This is a genomic window from Enterobacter sp. Res13-Sevr-PEC09-46, assembly GCF_015672585.1.
GTDB classification, from domain to species: Bacteria; Pseudomonadota; Gammaproteobacteria; order Enterobacterales; family Enterobacteriaceae; genus Enterobacter; species Enterobacter hormaechei_C.
In genome coordinates this window covers 79,970-97,001 of sequence record NZ_JADABR010000004.1, presented here as the reverse complement: position 1 = coordinate 97,001, position 17,032 = coordinate 79,970, and the positions used below count along the sequence as shown (strand labels likewise).

The following is a 17,032-nucleotide window of genomic DNA, read 5'->3' as shown; positions in this document are numbered from 1 at the left end:
CTGATGTCTGAATTTGTTACGGTAGCTCGCCCCTACGCCAAAGCAGCTTTTGACTTTGCTGTCGAACACCAAAATGTCGATCGCTGGCAGAATATGCTGGCGTTTGCCGCTGAGGTGACGAAAAACGAACAAATGGCCGAGTTGCTTTCTGGTGCGTTAGCGCCTGAAACTCTCGCCGCGTCGTTTATCGCCGTGTGCGGAGAGCAACTGGATGCCAACGGCCAGAACCTGATTAAGGTGATGGCGGAAAATGGTCGTCTCCGTGTGCTCCCGGATGTTCTCGAGCAGTTTGAGCACTTACGTGCCCTTAGTGAAGCTACCGCTGAAGTTGAAGTAACTTCTGCGACTGAACTGAGTAACGAACAGCTTGCGAAAATCACCGCCGCGATGGAAAAACGTCTGTCACGCAAAGTTAAGCTGAATTGCAAAATCGATAAGTCTGTAATGGCAGGCGTAATCATCCGCTCGGGTGATATGGTCATTGATGGCAGCGTACGCGGCCGTCTTGAGCGCCTTGCAGACGTCTTGCAGTCTTAAGGGGACTGGAGCATGCAACTGAATTCCACCGAAATCAGCGAACTGATCAAGCAGCGCATTGCTCAGTTCAATGTTGTGAGTGAAGCTCACAACGAAGGTACTATTGTTTCTGTAAGTGACGGTGTTATCCGCATCCACGGCCTGGCCGATTGTATGCAGGGTGAGATGATTTCCCTGCCGGGTAACCGTTACGCTATCGCACTGAACCTGGAGCGCGACTCCGTAGGTGCCGTTGTGATGGGTCCATACGCTGACCTTGCCGAAGGCATGAAGGTTAAGTGTACTGGCCGTATTCTGGAAGTACCGGTTGGCCGTGGCCTGCTGGGGCGCGTTGTTAACACCCTGGGTGCGCCAATCGACGGTAAAGGTCCGGTTGAGCACGATGGCTTCTCCCCAATCGAAGTTATCGCACCAGGCGTTATCGACCGTCAGTCCGTTGATCAGCCAGTGCAGACGGGTTATAAGTCCGTTGACGCCATGATCCCAATCGGTCGTGGTCAGCGTGAACTGATCATCGGTGACCGTCAGACCGGTAAAACCGCGATGGCAATCGACGCCATCATCAACCAGCGTGATTCCGGCATCAAATGTGTGTACGTGGCTATCGGCCAGAAAGCGTCCACCATTTCCAACGTGGTTCGTAAACTGGAAGAGCACGGCGCACTGTCTAACACCATCGTTGTGGTAGCAACCGCGTCTGAATCTGCTGCACTGCAATACCTGGCGCCATACGCCGGTTGCGCAATGGGCGAATACTTCCGTGACCGCGGTGAAGATGCGCTGATCGTATACGATGACCTGTCTAAACAGGCCGTTGCTTATCGTCAGGTTTCCCTGCTGCTCCGTCGTCCACCAGGACGTGAAGCATTCCCGGGCGACGTATTCTACCTCCACTCTCGTCTGCTGGAGCGTGCTTCCCGCGTTAACGCGGAATACGTCGAGAACTTCACCAAAGGTGAAGTGAAGGGTAAAACAGGTTCTCTGACCGCTCTGCCGATCATTGAAACCCAGGCGGGTGACGTTTCTGCGTTCGTTCCGACCAACGTAATCTCCATTACCGATGGTCAGATCTTCCTGGAAACCAACCTGTTTAACTCCGGTATTCGTCCGGCGGTTAACCCGGGTATCTCCGTATCCCGTGTGGGTGGTGCTGCTCAGACCAAGATCATCAAGAAACTGTCCGGTGGTATCCGTACCGCGCTGGCACAGTATCGTGAACTGGCTGCGTTCTCTCAGTTCGCATCCGATCTGGACGAAGCAACCCGTAAACAGCTGAGCCACGGTCAGAAAGTGACCGAGCTGCTGAAGCAGAAACAGTACGCGCCAATGTCTGTTGCTCAGCAGGGCCTGGTACTGTTCGCGGCTGAACGCGGTTACCTCGAAGATGTGGAACTGGCGAAAATCGGTAGCTTCGAAGCCGCTCTGCTGGCTTACGTCGACCGTGATCACGCTCCGCTGATGCAAGAGATCAACCAGACCGGTGGCTATAACGACGAAATCGAAGGCAAGCTGAAAGCTATCCTCGATTCCTTCAAAGCAACCCAATCCTGGTAATCGTCCGGCGGCTTGTCTCAGGACAAGCCGTCTGGCATTGAGGAGAAGCTCATGGCCGGCGCAAAAGAGATACGTAGTAAGATCGCAAGCGTCCAGAACACGCAAAAGATCACTAAAGCGATGGAGATGGTCGCCGCTTCCAAAATGCGTAAATCGCAGGATCGCATGGCGGCCAGCCGTCCTTATGCAGAGACCATGCGCAAAGTGATTGGTCACCTTGCGAACGGTAATCTGGAATATAAGCACCCTTACCTGGAAGAACGCGACGTTAAGCGCGTGGGCTACTTGGTGGTGTCGACTGACCGTGGTCTGTGTGGCGGCTTGAACATTAACCTGTTCAAAAAACTGCTGGCGGATATGAAAGGCTGGTCCGATAAAGGCGTTCAGTGCGATCTGGCACTGATTGGCTCTAAAGGCGTCTCTTTCTTTAACTCCGTTGGCGGCAACATTGTCGCTCAGGTGACCGGTATGGGTGATAACCCGTCCCTGTCCGAACTGATCGGCCCGGTTAAAGTGATGTTGCAGGCCTACGATGAAGGCCGTCTGGACAGACTGTACGTTGTCAGCAACAAATTTATTAACACCATGTCTCAGGTGCCTACGCTCACTCAGATGCTGCCGTTACCGGCATCAGAAGATGACGAGCTGAAACAGAAAGCCTGGGATTACCTGTATGAACCCGATCCGAAACCGCTGCTGGATACCCTGCTGCGTCGTTACGTTGAATCTCAGGTTTATCAGGGCGTTGTAGAAAACCTGGCCAGCGAGCAGGCCGCACGAATGGTGGCGATGAAAGCCGCGACCGATAATGGCGGCAGCCTGATTAAAGAGCTGCAGTTGGTTTACAACAAAGCTCGTCAGGCCAGCATTACTCAGGAACTCACCGAGATCGTCTCGGGGGCCGCCGCGGTTTAACCAGGTTTACGAATTACGTAGAGGATTCAAGATGGCTACTGGAAAGATTGTCCAGGTAATCGGCGCCGTGGTGGACGTCGAGTTCCCTCAGGACGCCGTACCACGCGTGTACGACGCGCTTGAGGTACAGAATGGTAACGAGAGCCTGGTGCTGGAAGTTCAGCAGCAGCTCGGCGGCGGTATCGTGCGTACCATCGCCATGGGTTCTTCCGACGGTCTGCGTCGTGGTCTGGAAGTAAAAGACCTTGAGCACCCGATCGAAGTCCCGGTAGGTAAAGCAACACTGGGTCGTATCATGAACGTATTGGGTCAGCCAATCGACATGAAAGGCGACATCGGTGAAGAAGAGCGTTGGGCTATCCACCGCGCGGCACCTTCCTACGAAGAGCTGTCCAGCTCTCAGGAACTGCTGGAAACCGGCATCAAAGTTATCGACCTGATGTGTCCGTTCGCGAAGGGCGGTAAAGTCGGTCTGTTCGGTGGTGCGGGTGTAGGTAAAACCGTAAACATGATGGAGCTGATCCGTAACATCGCGATCGAGCACTCCGGTTACTCCGTGTTTGCGGGCGTGGGTGAACGTACTCGTGAGGGTAACGACTTCTACCACGAAATGACCGACTCCAACGTTCTGGATAAAGTATCCCTGGTTTACGGCCAGATGAACGAGCCACCAGGAAACCGTCTGCGCGTTGCGCTGACCGGCCTGACCATGGCTGAGAAGTTCCGTGACGAAGGTCGTGACGTTCTGCTGTTCGTTGATAACATCTACCGTTACACCCTGGCCGGTACTGAAGTATCTGCACTGCTGGGTCGTATGCCTTCAGCGGTAGGTTATCAGCCTACGCTTGCGGAAGAGATGGGTGTTCTTCAGGAACGTATCACCTCTACCAAAACCGGTTCTATCACCTCCGTTCAGGCGGTATACGTACCTGCGGATGACTTGACTGACCCATCCCCAGCCACCACCTTTGCTCACTTAGATGCAACCGTGGTACTGAGCCGTCAGATCGCGTCTCTGGGTATCTACCCGGCCGTTGACCCGCTGGACTCCACCAGCCGTCAGCTGGATCCACTGGTTGTTGGCCAGGAGCACTACGACACCGCGCGTGGCGTACAGTCCCTGCTGCAACGTTATCAGGAACTGAAAGACATCATCGCCATCCTGGGTATGGATGAACTGTCTGAAGAAGACAAACTGGTGGTAGCACGTGCGCGTAAGATCCAGCGCTTCCTGTCCCAGCCGTTCTTCGTTGCGGAAGTATTCACCGGTGCACCTGGTAAATACGTTTCCCTGAAAGACACCATCCGTGGCTTTAAAGGCATCATGGAAGGCGAATACGATCACCTGCCAGAGCAGGCGTTCTACATGGTTGGTTCCATCGAAGAAGCCGTGGAAAAAGCCAAAAAACTTTAACGCCTTAATCGGAGGGTGATATGGCAATGACTTACCACCTGGACGTCGTCAGCGCAGAGCAACAAATGTTCTCTGGTCTGGTCGAGAAAATCCAGGTAACGGGTAGTGAAGGTGAACTGGGTATTTTCCCGGGTCACGCACCGCTGCTCACCGCCATTAAGCCTGGTATGATCCGCATCGTTAAACAGTTCGGTCATGAAGAGTTTATCTATCTGTCCGGCGGCATTCTTGAAGTGCAGCCAGGCAGTGTGACCGTTCTGGCCGATACCGCTATTCGTGGCCAGGATCTCGACGAAGCGCGAGCCCTGGAATCGAAGCGTAAGGCTGAAGAGCACATTAACAGCTCTCATGGTGACGTGGATTACGCTCAGGCGTCTGCGGAGCTGGCCAAAGCGATCGCGAAACTGCGCGTTATCGAGTTGACCAAAAAAGCGATGTAACACCGGCTTGAAAAGCACAAAAGCCAGTCTGGATCCCAGACTGGCTTTTTTTTTCGGCCTTAATTCATGATGAAAAAGATGTAGAATTTTAAGCATCAAACGTTTTTACTTCTCACACAAACTACCGTCAGGATGCGTATGTTAAACAGTGCGATGAGCGTGGTGATCCTTGCCGCAGGCAAAGGTACCCGCATGTATTCCGATCTGCCTAAGGTGCTCCACACGCTGGCAGGAAAGCCAATGGTTCAGCATGTTATTGATGCAGCGAATGAATTAGGCGCCAGCCAGGTGCATCTGGTTTATGGACATGGCGGCGACCTGCTGAAAAAAACGCTGCGTGATGACAATCTCAACTGGGTGCTACAGGCAGAACAGTTGGGTACAGGCCATGCGATGCAGCAGGCTGCACCCTTCTTCGCTGATGATGAAGATATCCTGATGCTCTACGGCGACGTCCCGCTGATCTCCGTTGAAACCCTCACTCGCCTGCGTGAAGCCAAACCGCAGGGCGGCATCGGTTTGTTGACCGTCGTGCTGGACGATCCAACCGGCTATGGCCGCATTACGCGTGAAAACGGCAAGGTAACCGGGATTGTTGAGCATAAAGATGCCACTGACGAACAGCGCCAGATTCAGGAGATCAACACCGGCATCCTGATTGCGAACGGTGCGGATATGAAGCGCTGGCTGTCCAGACTCAACAATAACAACGCGCAGGGTGAATACTACATCACCGACATCATTGCGATGGCGTACCAGGAAGGGCGTGAGATTGCCGCCGTTCACCCGGCTCGCATCAGCGAAACGGACGGGGTAAACAACCGTCTCCAGCTTTCTCGCCTGGAGCGTATTTACCAGTCCGAGCAGGCAGAAAAGCTGTTGCTCGCGGGCGTTATGCTGCGCGATCCGGCGCGTTTCGATCTGCGTGGCACGCTGACCCACGGGCGCGACGTTGAAATAGATACTAACGTTATCCTGGAAGGTAACGTCACGTTGGGCAACCGCGTCAAAATCGGCACTGGCTGCGTGATTAAAAACAGCGTGATCGGTGACGACTGCGAAATCAGCCCGTACAGCGTGGTGGAAGATGCCCATCTTGAGGCGGCATGTACCATCGGCCCGTTTGCGCGTCTGCGCCCGGGCGCTGAGCTGCTGGAAGGCGCTCACGTAGGTAACTTTGTGGAAATGAAAAAAGCGCGTCTGGGTAAGGGCTCGAAAGCCGGTCATCTGACCTATCTGGGCGATGCGGAAATTGGCGACAACGTAAACATCGGTGCTGGAACCATCACCTGTAACTATGACGGTGCCAATAAGTTTAAAACCATCATCGGTGATGATGTGTTTGTAGGCTCCGATACCCAGCTGGTGGCGCCCGTCACCGTGGGCAAAGGCGTGACCATTGCCGCCGGGACAACCGTTACGCGCGATGTGGCCGAGAACGAGCTGGTGTTAAGCCGTGTGCCGCAGGTCAGCAAGCAGGGCTGGAAACGCCCGGTGAAGAAGAAGTAACAACAAGGCGGGTGGCGCTATGCTAACCCGCCCTACGATTGAGTAGGCCTGATAAGGCGTAGCCGACATCAGGCAAACCCGGGAGAGGAGATAAATATATATCTCCCCCCACAAGCAGTACCCATAAAAATAACCCCACTCTCTACAAGGCTCGGGGCGCCCGGAAAGGGCAAATACAGGTCAGCGACAACGCATGGCATAACGCCATAATCAGGAAATCTAACTATGTGTGGAATTGTTGGCGCAGTTGCGCAGCGTGATATTGCTGAAATCCTTCTCGAAGGTTTACGTCGTCTGGAATACCGTGGTTACGACTCAGCCGGTCTGGCTGTGGTCGATGCAGAAGGTCATATGACCCGTCTGCGTCGTCTCGGTAAAGTGCAGATGCTGGCCCAGGCTGCGGAAGAACATCCGCTGCACGGTGGCACCGGTATTGCACATACCCGCTGGGCGACCCACGGTGAGCCATCTGAAGGCAACGCACACCCGCATGTGTCTGAACACATTGTGGTGGTGCATAACGGCATTATCGAAAACCACGAACCGCTGCGTGAAGAACTGAAAGCGCGCGGCTATACCTTCGTCTCTGAAACCGACACCGAAGTGATTGCTCACCTGGTGCACTGGGAGCTGGCAAAGGGCGGTACACTGCGTGATGCGGTGCTGCGCGCTATCCCTCAGCTGCGTGGTGCTTACGGTACGGTGATCATGGATTCCCGCGACCCGTCCACGCTGCTGGCCGCGCGTTCCGGTAGTCCGATGGTGATTGGTCTGGGCATGGGTGAAAACTTTATCGCTTCCGACCAGCTGGCGCTGCTGCCGGTTACCCGTCGCTTTATCTTCCTGGAAGAGGGAGACATTGCCGAGGTGACACGTCGCAGCGTGACCGTATTCGACACGAAAGGCGAGCAGGTTAAGCGTCAGGAGATCGAATCAAACCTGCAATACGACGCGGGCGACAAAGGTGCTTACTGTCACTACATGCAGAAAGAGATCTACGAACAGCCAAACGCCATTAAAAACACCCTGACCGGGCGCATCAGCCACGGCGAAGTGGATCTAAGTGAGCTGGGCGCCAATGCCAACGAACTACTGGGCAAAGTCGAGCACATTCAGATCGTGGCCTGCGGTACCTCTTATAACTCCGGTATGGTCTCGCGCTACTGGTTTGAATCCCTGGCGGGCGTGCCGTGTGATGTGGAAATCGCGTCTGAGTTCCGCTACCGCAAATCTGCGGTGCGTCGTAACAGCCTGATGATCACCCTTTCTCAGTCTGGCGAAACGGCTGATACCCTGGCGGCGCTGCGTCTGTCTAAAGAGTTGGGTTACCTGGGCTCGCTGGCCATCTGTAACGTGCCGGGCTCTTCGCTGGTACGTGAATCCGATCTGGCGCTGATGACCAAAGCCGGTACTGAAATTGGCGTGGCTTCCACCAAGGCGTTTACCACTCAGTTAACCGTTCTGCTGATGCTGGTGGCGAAACTGGCGCGTCTGAAAGGTCTGGATGCCTCCGTTGAACACGACATTGTGCATGGCCTTCAGGCGCTGCCGAGCCGTATCGAGCAGATGCTGTCTCAGGACAAACGCATTGAGGCGCTGGCGGAAGATTTCTCTGACAAACATCACTCCCTGTTCCTGGGGCGTGGCGATCAGTATCCGATTGCGCTGGAAGGCGCACTGAAACTGAAAGAGATCTCTTACATTCATGCTGAAGCTTACGCGGCAGGTGAACTGAAACATGGCCCGCTGGCGCTGATCGACGCGGATATGCCGGTTATTGTGGTGGCACCGAACAACGAACTGCTGGAAAAACTGAAATCTAACATCGAAGAAGTGCGCGCCCGTGGTGGTGTTCTGTACGTCTTTGCGGATAAAGATGCCGGTTTCGCCAGCAGCGATAACATGCACATCATTGAGATGCCGCATGTGGAAGAGGTGATTGCGCCGATCTTCTATACCGTTCCGCTGCAACTGCTGGCTTATCACGTCGCGCTGATCAAAGGCACCGACGTTGACCAGCCGCGAAATCTGGCGAAGTCTGTTACCGTAGAATAACTCCTTCAGACTCCACCTTCGGGTGGAGTTTTTTTTATGACAACCTGTCATTTTCAGCTATTTTTTCAGTGTCACATAAAGAAAATATTACTGAAATCCTGCCGTCACGTTCCCATTTAAGTGGATGAGAATTAAAGATCTTTTTGGTTTTCTTTAAGTGAAACTTTCTTTGTCATAAAACTGTCATATTTCGTACATTTATCTGTCACCTGTTTGTCCTATTTTGCTCATCGTAGCCACTTAAACAATGATTTACGAAATCCTTGCAGGAGACATTATGAAAGTTATGCGTACCACTGTCGCAACTGTTGTCGCCGCGACCTTATCAATGAGCGCTTTCTCTGCCTTTGCAGCAGCAAGCCTGACTGGCGCTGGTGCAACCTTCCCTGCGCCGGTGTATGCCAAATGGGCGGATACCTACCAGAAAGAGACCGGTAACAAGGTCAACTATCAGGGTATCGGCTCCTCCGGTGGCGTAAAACAAATTACCGCGAATACCGTTGATTTCGGCGCATCCGACGCTCCGCTGTCTGATGAGAAACTGAATCAGGAAGGCCTGTTCCAGTTCCCGACCGTGATCGGCGGCGTTGTGCTGGCTGTTAACATCCCTGGCCTGAAATCAGGCGAGCTGGTGCTGGACGGCAAAACCCTGGGTGACATCTACCTGGGTAAAATCAAAAAATGGGATGACGAAGCCATCACTAAGCTGAACCCGGGCGTTAAGCTGCCTTCGCAGAATATCGCGGTGGTTCGTCGTGCTGACGGCTCTGGTACCTCTTTCGTGTTCACCAGCTACCTGGCGAAAGTGAACGAAGAGTGGAAATCTAAAGTCGGTTCCGGCTCTACCGTTAACTGGCCAACCGGTCTGGGCGGTAAAGGCAACGACGGTATCGCAGCCTTCGTACAGCGTCTGCCTGGCTCTATCGGCTACGTAGAGTATGCCTACGCTAAGCAGAACAACCTGGCTTACACCAAACTGGTTTCTGCCGACGGCAAACCGGTTAGCCCGACCGAAGAGAACTTCGCCAACGCCGCGAAAGGCGCTGACTGGAGCAAATCCTTCGCGCAGGACCTGACCAACCAGAAAGGCGACGATGCATGGCCTATCACGTCTACCACCTTCATTCTGGTCCACAAAGAGCAGAAGAAGCCTGAGCAGGGTGCTGAAGTGCTGAAGTTCTTCGACTGGGCATACAAAAATGGCGGCAAACAGGCTAACGATCTGGATTACGCCAGCCTGCCAGACAGCGTGGTTGAGCAGATCCGTGCTGCATGGAAAACCAACGTGAAAGACAGCAGCGGTAAAGCACTGTACTAACAGGATATATTTAACGAAGATGGCGGGTGGCGCGCAGCGATCCCGCCCTACGGTTTACTCTGTAGGCCCGGTAAGCGTCAGCGCCACCGGGCATATTCGTAAAAACGTCTCAAACAGAAGAGTAATTTATGGCTGCAACCAAGCCTGCATTTAACCCTCCGGGTAAAAAAGGTGACATGATTTTCAGCGCGCTGGTGAAACTGGCTGCGCTGATTGTGCTATTGCTGCTGGGCGGCATTATCGTGTCCCTGATTTTCTCCTCCTGGCCGAGCATTCAAAAATTTGGTTTCGCCTTCCTGTGGACCAAAGAGTGGGATGCGCCGAACGATATTTACGGTGCGCTGGTGCCGATTTACGGCACGCTGGTGACCTCTTTTATCGCCCTGCTGATTGCGGTTCCGGTAAGCTTTGGTATTGCCCTGTTCCTGACGGAACTGGCGCCAGGCTGGCTGCGACGTCCGCTGGGTATCGCCATTGAACTGCTGGCGGCCATCCCAAGTATCGTTTACGGCATGTGGGGCCTGTTTATCTTCGCGCCGCTGTTTGCGACGTACTTCCAGGAGCCGGTCGGTAACGTTCTCTCAGCCATTCCGTTTGTGGGGGCGCTGTTCTCCGGCCCGGCATTCGGTATCGGCATTCTGGCGGCAGGTGTGATCCTCGCCATCATGATTATTCCGTACATTGCGGCGGTCATGCGCGATGTCTTCGAACAAACCCCGGTGATGATGAAAGAGTCCGCCTACGGCATCGGCTGCACCACCTGGGAAGTTATCTGGCGCATCGTCCTTCCGTTCACCAAAAACGGGGTGATTGGCGGCATTATGCTGGGCTTAGGCCGCGCGCTGGGTGAAACCATGGCGGTCACCTTTATCATCGGCAACACCTACCAGCTCGACAGCGCCTCGCTTTATATGCCGGGGAACAGTATTACCTCTGCGCTGGCGAACGAATTTGCCGAAGCGGAATCCGGGCTGCACGTCGCCGCGCTGATGGAACTGGGTCTGATCCTGTTTGTTATCACCTTTATTGTGCTGGCTATCTCCAAGCTGATGATTATGCGTCTGGCTAAAAACGAGGGGGCACGCTAATGGCGACTCTCGACATGCAAAACACCGCTCAGCTTGCGGAATCCCGTCGCAAAATGCAGTCAAAGCGCCGGATTAAAAACCGCATTGCGTTGACGCTTTCCATGGCGACGATGGCGTTCGGCCTGTTCTGGCTGATCTGGATCCTGATGTCCACCATCACCCGGGGTATTGATGGAATGTCCCTGGCGCTGTTCACCGAGATGACGCCGCCGCCGAACACGGCGGGTGGTGGTCTGGCAAACGCCCTGGCGGGCAGCGGCCTGCTGATCCTGTGGGCGACCGTTTTCGGTACGCCGTTGGGCATCATGGCGGGTATCTATCTGGCGGAATATGGCCGCAAGTCCTGGATCGCTGAAGTCATCCGCTTCATTAACGACATTCTGCTTTCTGCCCCGTCGATTGTCGTGGGTCTGTTTGTTTACACCATCGTGGTGGCGCAAATGGAACACTTCTCCGGCTGGGCGGGTGTGATTGCGCTGGCGCTGTTGCAGGTGCCTATCGTTATTCGTACCACTGAAAACATGCTGAAACTGGTGCCGGACAGCCTGCGTGAAGCGGCTTACGCGCTGGGTACGCCTAAATGGAAGATGATTTCGGCGATCACCCTGAAAGCGTCCGTCTCGGGGATCATGACCGGTATCCTGCTGGCTATCGCCCGTATCGCCGGTGAAACCGCACCGCTGCTGTTTACCGCCCTCTCCAATCAGTTCTGGAGCACGGACATGATGCAGCCGATCGCCAACCTGCCGGTGACGATCTTTAAATTTGCGATGAGCCCATTCGCGGAATGGCAGCAGCTGGCCTGGGCCGGGGTGCTGATCATCACCCTTTGCGTACTGTTGCTGAACATTCTGGCGCGCGTCATTTTCGCGAAGAAGAAACACGGTTAAATTTTTACGGCGCGGCACATCGCGGCGCCGAATGAGGAAATGAGTCAATGAGTATGGTTGATACTGCCCCGGGTAAGATTCAGGTTCGTGATTTGAACTTCTACTACGGCAAATTCCATGCCCTGAAGAATATCAACCTGGATATCGCAAAGAACCAGGTAACGGCATTCATCGGTCCGTCCGGCTGTGGCAAATCCACGCTGCTGCGCACCTTTAACAAAATGTATTCGCTCTATCCGGAGCAGCGCGCAGAAGGTGAAATTCTGCTGGACGGTGACAACATCCTGACCAATACCCAGGATATCGCCCTGCTGCGTGCGAAAGTGGGGATGGTATTCCAGAAACCCACGCCGTTCCCGATGTCGATCTATGACAACATCGCCTTTGGTGTGCGTCTGTTTGAGAAGCTCTCCCGTGCGGATATGGACGAGCGCGTGCAGTGGGCATTGACCAAGGCCGCATTATGGAACGAAACCAAAGATAAACTTCACCAGAGTGGGTACTCTCTCTCCGGTGGTCAGCAGCAGCGTCTGTGCATTGCGCGCGGTATCGCCATTCGCCCGGAAGTCTTGCTGCTGGATGAGCCGTGCTCAGCCCTGGACCCGATCTCGACCGGACGTATCGAAGAGCTGATCACCGAGCTGAAGCAGGATTACACCGTGGTGATCGTGACCCACAACATGCAGCAGGCTGCACGTTGTTCTGACCACACGGCGTTTATGTATCTGGGCGAGTTGATTGAGTTCAGCGATACGGACGCGCTGTTCACTCGTCCGGCGAAGAAACAAACCGAAGATTATATTACTGGCCGCTACGGTTGATTTGCCTTAGTGCATGTGGAGAAACCATGGACAACCTCAATCTTAATAAACACATTTCCGGCCAGTTTAACGCAGAACTGGAAAGCATTCGCACCCAGGTGATGACCATGGGCGGCATGGTCGAGCAGCAGCTTTCTGACGCGATCACGGCGATGCACAACCAGGACAGCGAGCTGGCTAAGCGCGTTATTGAAGGCGACCACAACGTCAATATGATGGAAGTCGCCATCGACGAAGCCTGCGTGCGCATCATTGCGAAGCGTCAGCCGACGGCGAGCGACCTGCGTCTGGTGATGGCGATCATCAAAACCATCGCCGAGCTGGAGCGTATCGGTGACGTGGCGGATAAAATCTGCCGTACCGCGCTGGAGAAATTCTCCCAGCAGCACCAGCCGCTGCTGGTGAGCCTGGAGTCTCTCGGTCGCCACACCGTGCAGATGCTGCACGACGTGCTGGACGCTTTCGCGCGCATGGATCTGGACGAAGCGGTCCGTATCTACCGTGAAGACAAGAAAGTTGACCAGGAATACGAAGGCATTGTGCGTCAGCTGATGACCTACATGATGGAAGATTCACGTACCATTCCAAGCGTACTGACCGCGCTGTTCTGCGCGCGCTCCATCGAGCGTATCGGTGACCGTTGCCAGAACATTTGTGAATACATTTTCTATTTCGTGAAGGGGCAGGATTTCCGACACGTGGGCGGCGACGAGCTGGACAAGCTGCTGGCGGGTAAAGATCCGAAAGAGTGATATGTGTGGCGGGTGGCGCTAACGCTTACCCGCCCTACGTTAATTCAACGCGTAATATCCCACCCGCGCGCCTTCCACAACGCTGGCAGTTGCGCCAGATCGGTAAAGGTTGTCACTTTTGGATGGTCGATCGGCTTGTTGTGCGGATCGGCGCAGAAGTAAAACACCTCCATCCCCGCATCAATCCCTGACTGCGCGCCGGCAGATGAGTCATCCACCAGAATGCAGTTCTCCACGTTGACGTTCATCGCCTTCGCCGCGTGGAACATCAGCGCCGGATCGGGCTTCCAGCGCTGGATATCGTAGCCGCTGAACAGTTTTTCCGGGAAGTGGTGCAACATCTCCAGCTTGCCGAGCGAGTGCTGCATTTTGCTGACCGGGCCGTTAGAGACTACGCAGATCGGCACCGTCATCGCATCCAGCAGCGCGTTAGCGCCGGCGATAACTTCCAGCTCGGCGTCGAAGAGGCGTGCGACCTCGGCGCGGTACACCGGTTCCAGATCCGCTTTCACCAGATCCACCCCGTGCTCTTCGTTAATGATGTCGATGATCTCGTACAGCTTCACGCCCTTAAAGCGTTTAAACACCTCTTCGAGATCGAGCGTAATACCAAATTCCTGGAACATGGCGACATACGCGCGGGAACAAATGACCTCACTGTCGACCAGCGTACCGTCACAGTCGAAAAATACCGCTTCAATTCCGGACATGCCTTTCCCTTTTAACAAGTTTAACGTTTTCGTACGGCAGTTCACCGGGACGCAATCGTTGCCGTATAAGCAAAATCAATGAAAAAAGTATCCCGTAACCGCCACTATTGTCGCATTTTGGTATAGGATAGCGACGAATTTTCCCTCCTTGTTCGGAAATTGATGATGAGTCAACAACACACTACCCAGACATCTGGTCAGGGGCTGCTTGAGCGCGTGTTCAAACTGCGCGAGCACGGCACAACGGCACGCACCGAAGTGATCGCCGGTTTTACTACCTTCCTGACGATGGTCTATATCGTTTTCGTTAACCCGCAAATTCTGGGCGTGGCTGGCATGGACACCAGCGCCGTCTTTGTAACCACCTGTCTGATCGCGGCCCTTGGCAGCATCCTGATGGGCGTTTTCGCTAATCTGCCCGTGGCGCTGGCCCCGGCAATGGGTCTGAATGCGTTCTTTGCGTTCGTGGTGGTTCAGGCGATGGGCCTGCCGTGGCAGGTTGGGATGGGCGCTATTTTCTGGGGCGCGGTCGGCCTGCTGCTGCTGACCATCTTCCGCGTGCGCTACTGGATGATTGCGAACATTCCCGTGAGCCTGCGCGTGGGCATCACCAGCGGTATCGGTCTGTTCATCGGCATGATGGGGCTGAAAAACGCTGGCGTTATCGTGGCGAACCCGGAAACGCTGGTGAGCATTGGTAACCTGACCTCTCACAGCGTGCTGCTGGGCGTGCTGGGCTTCTTTATCATCGCGATCCTGGCATCGCGCAATATCCATGCTGCGGTGCTGGTCTCTATCATTGTGACCACGCTGCTGGGCTGGATGCTGGGTGACGTGCATTACAACGGTATCGTCTCTGCGCCACCGAGCGTCTCTACCGTGATTGGCCACGTTGATCTGGCGGGCTCGCTGAACCTGGGACTGGCCGGGGTGATTTTCTCCTTCATGCTGGTCAACCTGTTTGACTCCTCCGGTACGCTGATTGGCGTGACCGACAAAGCGGGTCTGGCAGATGAAAAAGGCAAATTCCCGCGCATGAAGCAGGCGCTGTATGTGGATAGCATCTCTTCCGTTGCTGGCTCTTTCATCGGTACCTCGTCTGTTACCGCTTACATTGAATCCTCTTCCGGTGTGTCCGTGGGCGGTCGTACCGGCCTGACGGCGGTAGTTGTGGGTCTGCTGTTCCTGCTGGTGATCTTCCTCTCTCCGCTGGCGGGGATGGTGCCACCATACGCGGCAGCCGGCGCGCTGATCTACGTCGGCGTGCTGATGACCTCAAGCCTGGCGCGCGTGAAGTGGGAAGATCTGACGGAAGCCGTTCCGGCATTTATTACCGCGGTGATGATGCCGTTCAGCTTCTCGATCACCGAAGGTATCGCGCTGGGCTTTATCTCTTACTGCGTGATGAAGATCGGTACCGGCCGCTTCCGCGAACTTAGCCCGTGCGTGATTATTGTGGCGCTGCTGTTTGTGCTGAAGATTGTGTTTATTGATGCACACTAAGATGCTGGTGGTGTCAGGTGGCGCTTCGCTTACCTGACCTACTGACGAATGTAGGCCCGGTAAGCGCTAGCGCCACCGGGCTTTTTTATCAGGCCTTCACCCGCTTAATATAATCCCCAAACGCGGTCAGCTGGCCAGAGAGATGGTCACGCGTACTCTGATCCACCACTTCACCCGTCTGCGGGTCGACCTTGTTCTGAATCACGCCGCCCATAAATTCCGGCTTGTTCATCACCATCGCATCCAGGAACACCAGGATCTGACGCAGGTGATACTGGCAGCGCGCGCCGCCGATGGCGCCCATTGAGCTGGTCTGGATCAGCACAGGTTTACCAGACAGCGGCTGCTCCGGTAAACGGGACAGCCAGTCAATGGCGTTCTTCAGACCACCCGGCACCGAGTAGTTATACTCAGGCGTCACAATCACCACGCCGTCAGCCTGACGGATTTGCTCGGCTATCGCTTCCACACTCTGCGGGAACCCTTCTTCCTGCTGAACGTCAGCATCATAAAGCGGGATGTCGCCAATGGACGGCAGGGCACTGATCTCCATTCCCGCAGGCGCCAGCTGCGGCAGCGTACGGGCAACCATCCCGTTAAAAGAACCTTTGCGCAGGCTTCCCAGTAACGTAACAACTTTCAACGTATCAGACATGATTACTCCTGTTTCATCATGATGATCCTGGACGGATCAGCTATGGGTGTATGCTTTTTCTGCCGGTAAACTGGTTAATCGCATCAGGCGCGCGGCGGGCTCGTTGGCGCGCTCAGGTACATCCGGAAGACTACGCCAACCGCGAGTGCTGTCAAACTCCCAGATTTTCAGCCGTTCGATGGCGGGGGTCACCGCAACGGACCAGATCAGTACGTCCTCAGCGTCGCAGAGTGCCTCTACCAGCGAGGCTTTTGTCGCGCGCAGGCGTCCGGAGCCGGGGAGCAGCTGCAACAGGCTGGCGTCGTCTGACGCCGCGCCGCTCAGTTTGCGGATGCTCTGGCGAAGGGTGATGAGCTGCGCTCTGGCTTCAACGGGGTCGTTCTGGTTACGTATCCACAGCTTTTCATTGCTGGAGAGCGGGTATTCATCGAGCGCGTTAGCACCATGGAAGCTGCGCGTGACGCGTTGTAGCTCCATATCCAGGCCGCAATCACCTTCCGTCGTCAGCGCGACGCCAACAATGTTGCCGGTGTACGCAATGGAAAAATGGGGGAGTGCCGGGTCCGCAAAAACCGGGCGACCTTCTGGCTGGGTGAGTATGTCCGGTAATTCGCTGGTGCCGTAGAGCATAAAAAGCAGTTCTGCGAGGAGCGCTCGGGAAGCTAAAAACCGCGTCCTGCGGTGTTCAGGTAGTTTGAGCGCCTCACTGTGACAGGCTGAAGAAAGTCTGGCCGATACGAGATGCCCTTCCGTTAATGTTCCTCGTGCAAAGTGCGTAGCCATTTTTCGCTCCTTGATAATGGTCGTAGTCGGTTAAACGGTTACATGATTATCGCTTAACTCAGCTTCTGTTTTAATCAGTAAATGGAAA

General features: G+C 54.8%; 16 protein-coding genes. 13 read left to right on the top strand and 3 right to left on the bottom strand.

Annotated elements, in window-relative coordinates; genetic code table 11:
- Positions 1-3: 3 nt before the first annotated feature.
- The 12 genes from atpH to phoU all read left to right on the top strand — a co-directional run bounded on the left by atpH (position 4) and on the right by phoU (position 13,293).
- Entirely contained in the window at positions 4-537 is a 534-nt protein-coding gene (gene atpH, locus IMQ56_RS01190; protein WP_015570151.1) for a F0F1 ATP synthase subunit delta, read from the top strand.
- Positions 538-549: 12 nt separating this feature from the next.
- Complete coding sequence (gene atpA, locus IMQ56_RS01185) at positions 550-2,091, top strand: F0F1 ATP synthase subunit alpha (protein ID WP_003862367.1); 1,542 nt, start codon at positions 550-552, stop codon at positions 2,089-2,091.
- Between the two features lie 51 nt (positions 2,092-2,142).
- Positions 2,143-3,006 (top strand): F0F1 ATP synthase subunit gamma, encoded by an 864-nt coding sequence (gene atpG, locus IMQ56_RS01180; RefSeq protein WP_003862364.1) that lies wholly within the window; start codon positions 2,143-2,145, stop codon positions 3,004-3,006.
- A 31-nt stretch (positions 3,007-3,037) separates the two neighbouring features.
- Complete coding sequence (atpD, locus tag IMQ56_RS01175) at positions 3,038-4,420, top strand: F0F1 ATP synthase subunit beta (protein ID WP_015570150.1); 1,383 nt, start codon at positions 3,038-3,040, stop codon at positions 4,418-4,420.
- Positions 4,421-4,440: 20 nt separating this feature from the next.
- Positions 4,441-4,860, top strand: a complete 420-nt coding sequence (locus IMQ56_RS01170) for a F0F1 ATP synthase subunit epsilon (protein ID WP_003862360.1) — start codon at positions 4,441-4,443, stop codon at positions 4,858-4,860.
- A gap of 138 nt (positions 4,861-4,998) precedes the next feature.
- Complete coding sequence (glmU, locus tag IMQ56_RS01165; protein WP_045349583.1) at positions 4,999-6,369, top strand: bifunctional UDP-N-acetylglucosamine diphosphorylase/glucosamine-1-phosphate N-acetyltransferase GlmU; 1,371 nt, start codon at positions 4,999-5,001, stop codon at positions 6,367-6,369.
- A gap of 225 nt (positions 6,370-6,594) precedes the next feature.
- Positions 6,595-8,424, top strand: coding sequence for a glutamine--fructose-6-phosphate transaminase (isomerizing) (gene glmS / locus IMQ56_RS01160; RefSeq protein ID WP_196063561.1), 1,830 nt, complete (start codon positions 6,595-6,597; stop codon positions 8,422-8,424).
- A 277-nt stretch (positions 8,425-8,701) separates the two neighbouring features.
- Entirely contained in the window at positions 8,702-9,742 is a 1,041-nt protein-coding gene (gene pstS, locus IMQ56_RS01155; RefSeq protein WP_017383706.1) for a phosphate ABC transporter substrate-binding protein PstS, read from the top strand.
- A gap of 128 nt (positions 9,743-9,870) precedes the next feature.
- Positions 9,871-10,830 carry a phosphate ABC transporter permease PstC gene (gene pstC / locus IMQ56_RS01150; protein ID WP_015570141.1) on the top strand — a complete coding sequence of 320 codons (960 nt, stop codon included), beginning with the start codon at positions 9,871-9,873 and terminating at the stop codon, positions 10,828-10,830.
- Positions 10,830-11,720 carry a phosphate ABC transporter permease PstA gene (gene pstA / locus IMQ56_RS01145; RefSeq protein ID WP_003861156.1) on the top strand — a complete coding sequence of 297 codons (891 nt, stop codon included), beginning with the start codon at positions 10,830-10,832 and terminating at the stop codon, positions 11,718-11,720. The genes pstC and pstA overlap by 1 nt, the downstream gene beginning before the upstream one ends.
- 47 nt (positions 11,721-11,767) lie before the next feature.
- Positions 11,768-12,541, top strand: a complete 774-nt coding sequence (pstB, locus tag IMQ56_RS01140; protein WP_003861154.1) for a phosphate ABC transporter ATP-binding protein PstB — start codon at positions 11,768-11,770, stop codon at positions 12,539-12,541.
- A gap of 26 nt (positions 12,542-12,567) precedes the next feature.
- A complete protein-coding gene (phoU, locus tag IMQ56_RS01135; protein ID WP_003861153.1) occupies positions 12,568-13,293 on the top strand; it encodes a phosphate signaling complex protein PhoU in 726 nt (241 codons plus the stop codon).
- Positions 13,294-13,337: 44 nt separating this feature from the next.
- Here phoU and yieH read toward each other — a convergent pair whose 3' ends face one another.
- Positions 13,338-14,003, bottom strand: a complete 666-nt coding sequence (gene yieH / locus IMQ56_RS01130; protein ID WP_017383705.1) for a 6-phosphogluconate phosphatase — start codon at positions 14,001-14,003, stop codon at positions 13,338-13,340.
- Between the two features lie 165 nt (positions 14,004-14,168).
- On the opposite strand from yieH, the gene adeP reads away from it, so the two are divergent.
- Entirely contained in the window at positions 14,169-15,506 is a 1,338-nt protein-coding gene (gene adeP / locus IMQ56_RS01125; RefSeq protein ID WP_017383704.1) for an adenine permease AdeP, read from the top strand.
- An 88-nt stretch (positions 15,507-15,594) separates the two neighbouring features.
- On the opposite strand, the gene IMQ56_RS01120 is transcribed toward adeP, so the two are convergent.
- The gene (locus IMQ56_RS01120; RefSeq protein ID WP_003861147.1) at positions 15,595-16,161 is read right to left on the bottom strand and encodes an NADPH-dependent FMN reductase; all 567 of its coding nucleotides are present in this window, start codon (positions 16,159-16,161) and stop codon (positions 15,595-15,597) included.
- 36 nt (positions 16,162-16,197) lie between these two features.
- The gene (locus IMQ56_RS01115; RefSeq protein ID WP_017694032.1) at positions 16,198-16,944 is read right to left on the bottom strand and encodes a 4'-phosphopantetheinyl transferase; all 747 of its coding nucleotides are present in this window, start codon (positions 16,942-16,944) and stop codon (positions 16,198-16,200) included.
- Positions 16,945-17,032 lie beyond the last annotated feature (88 nt).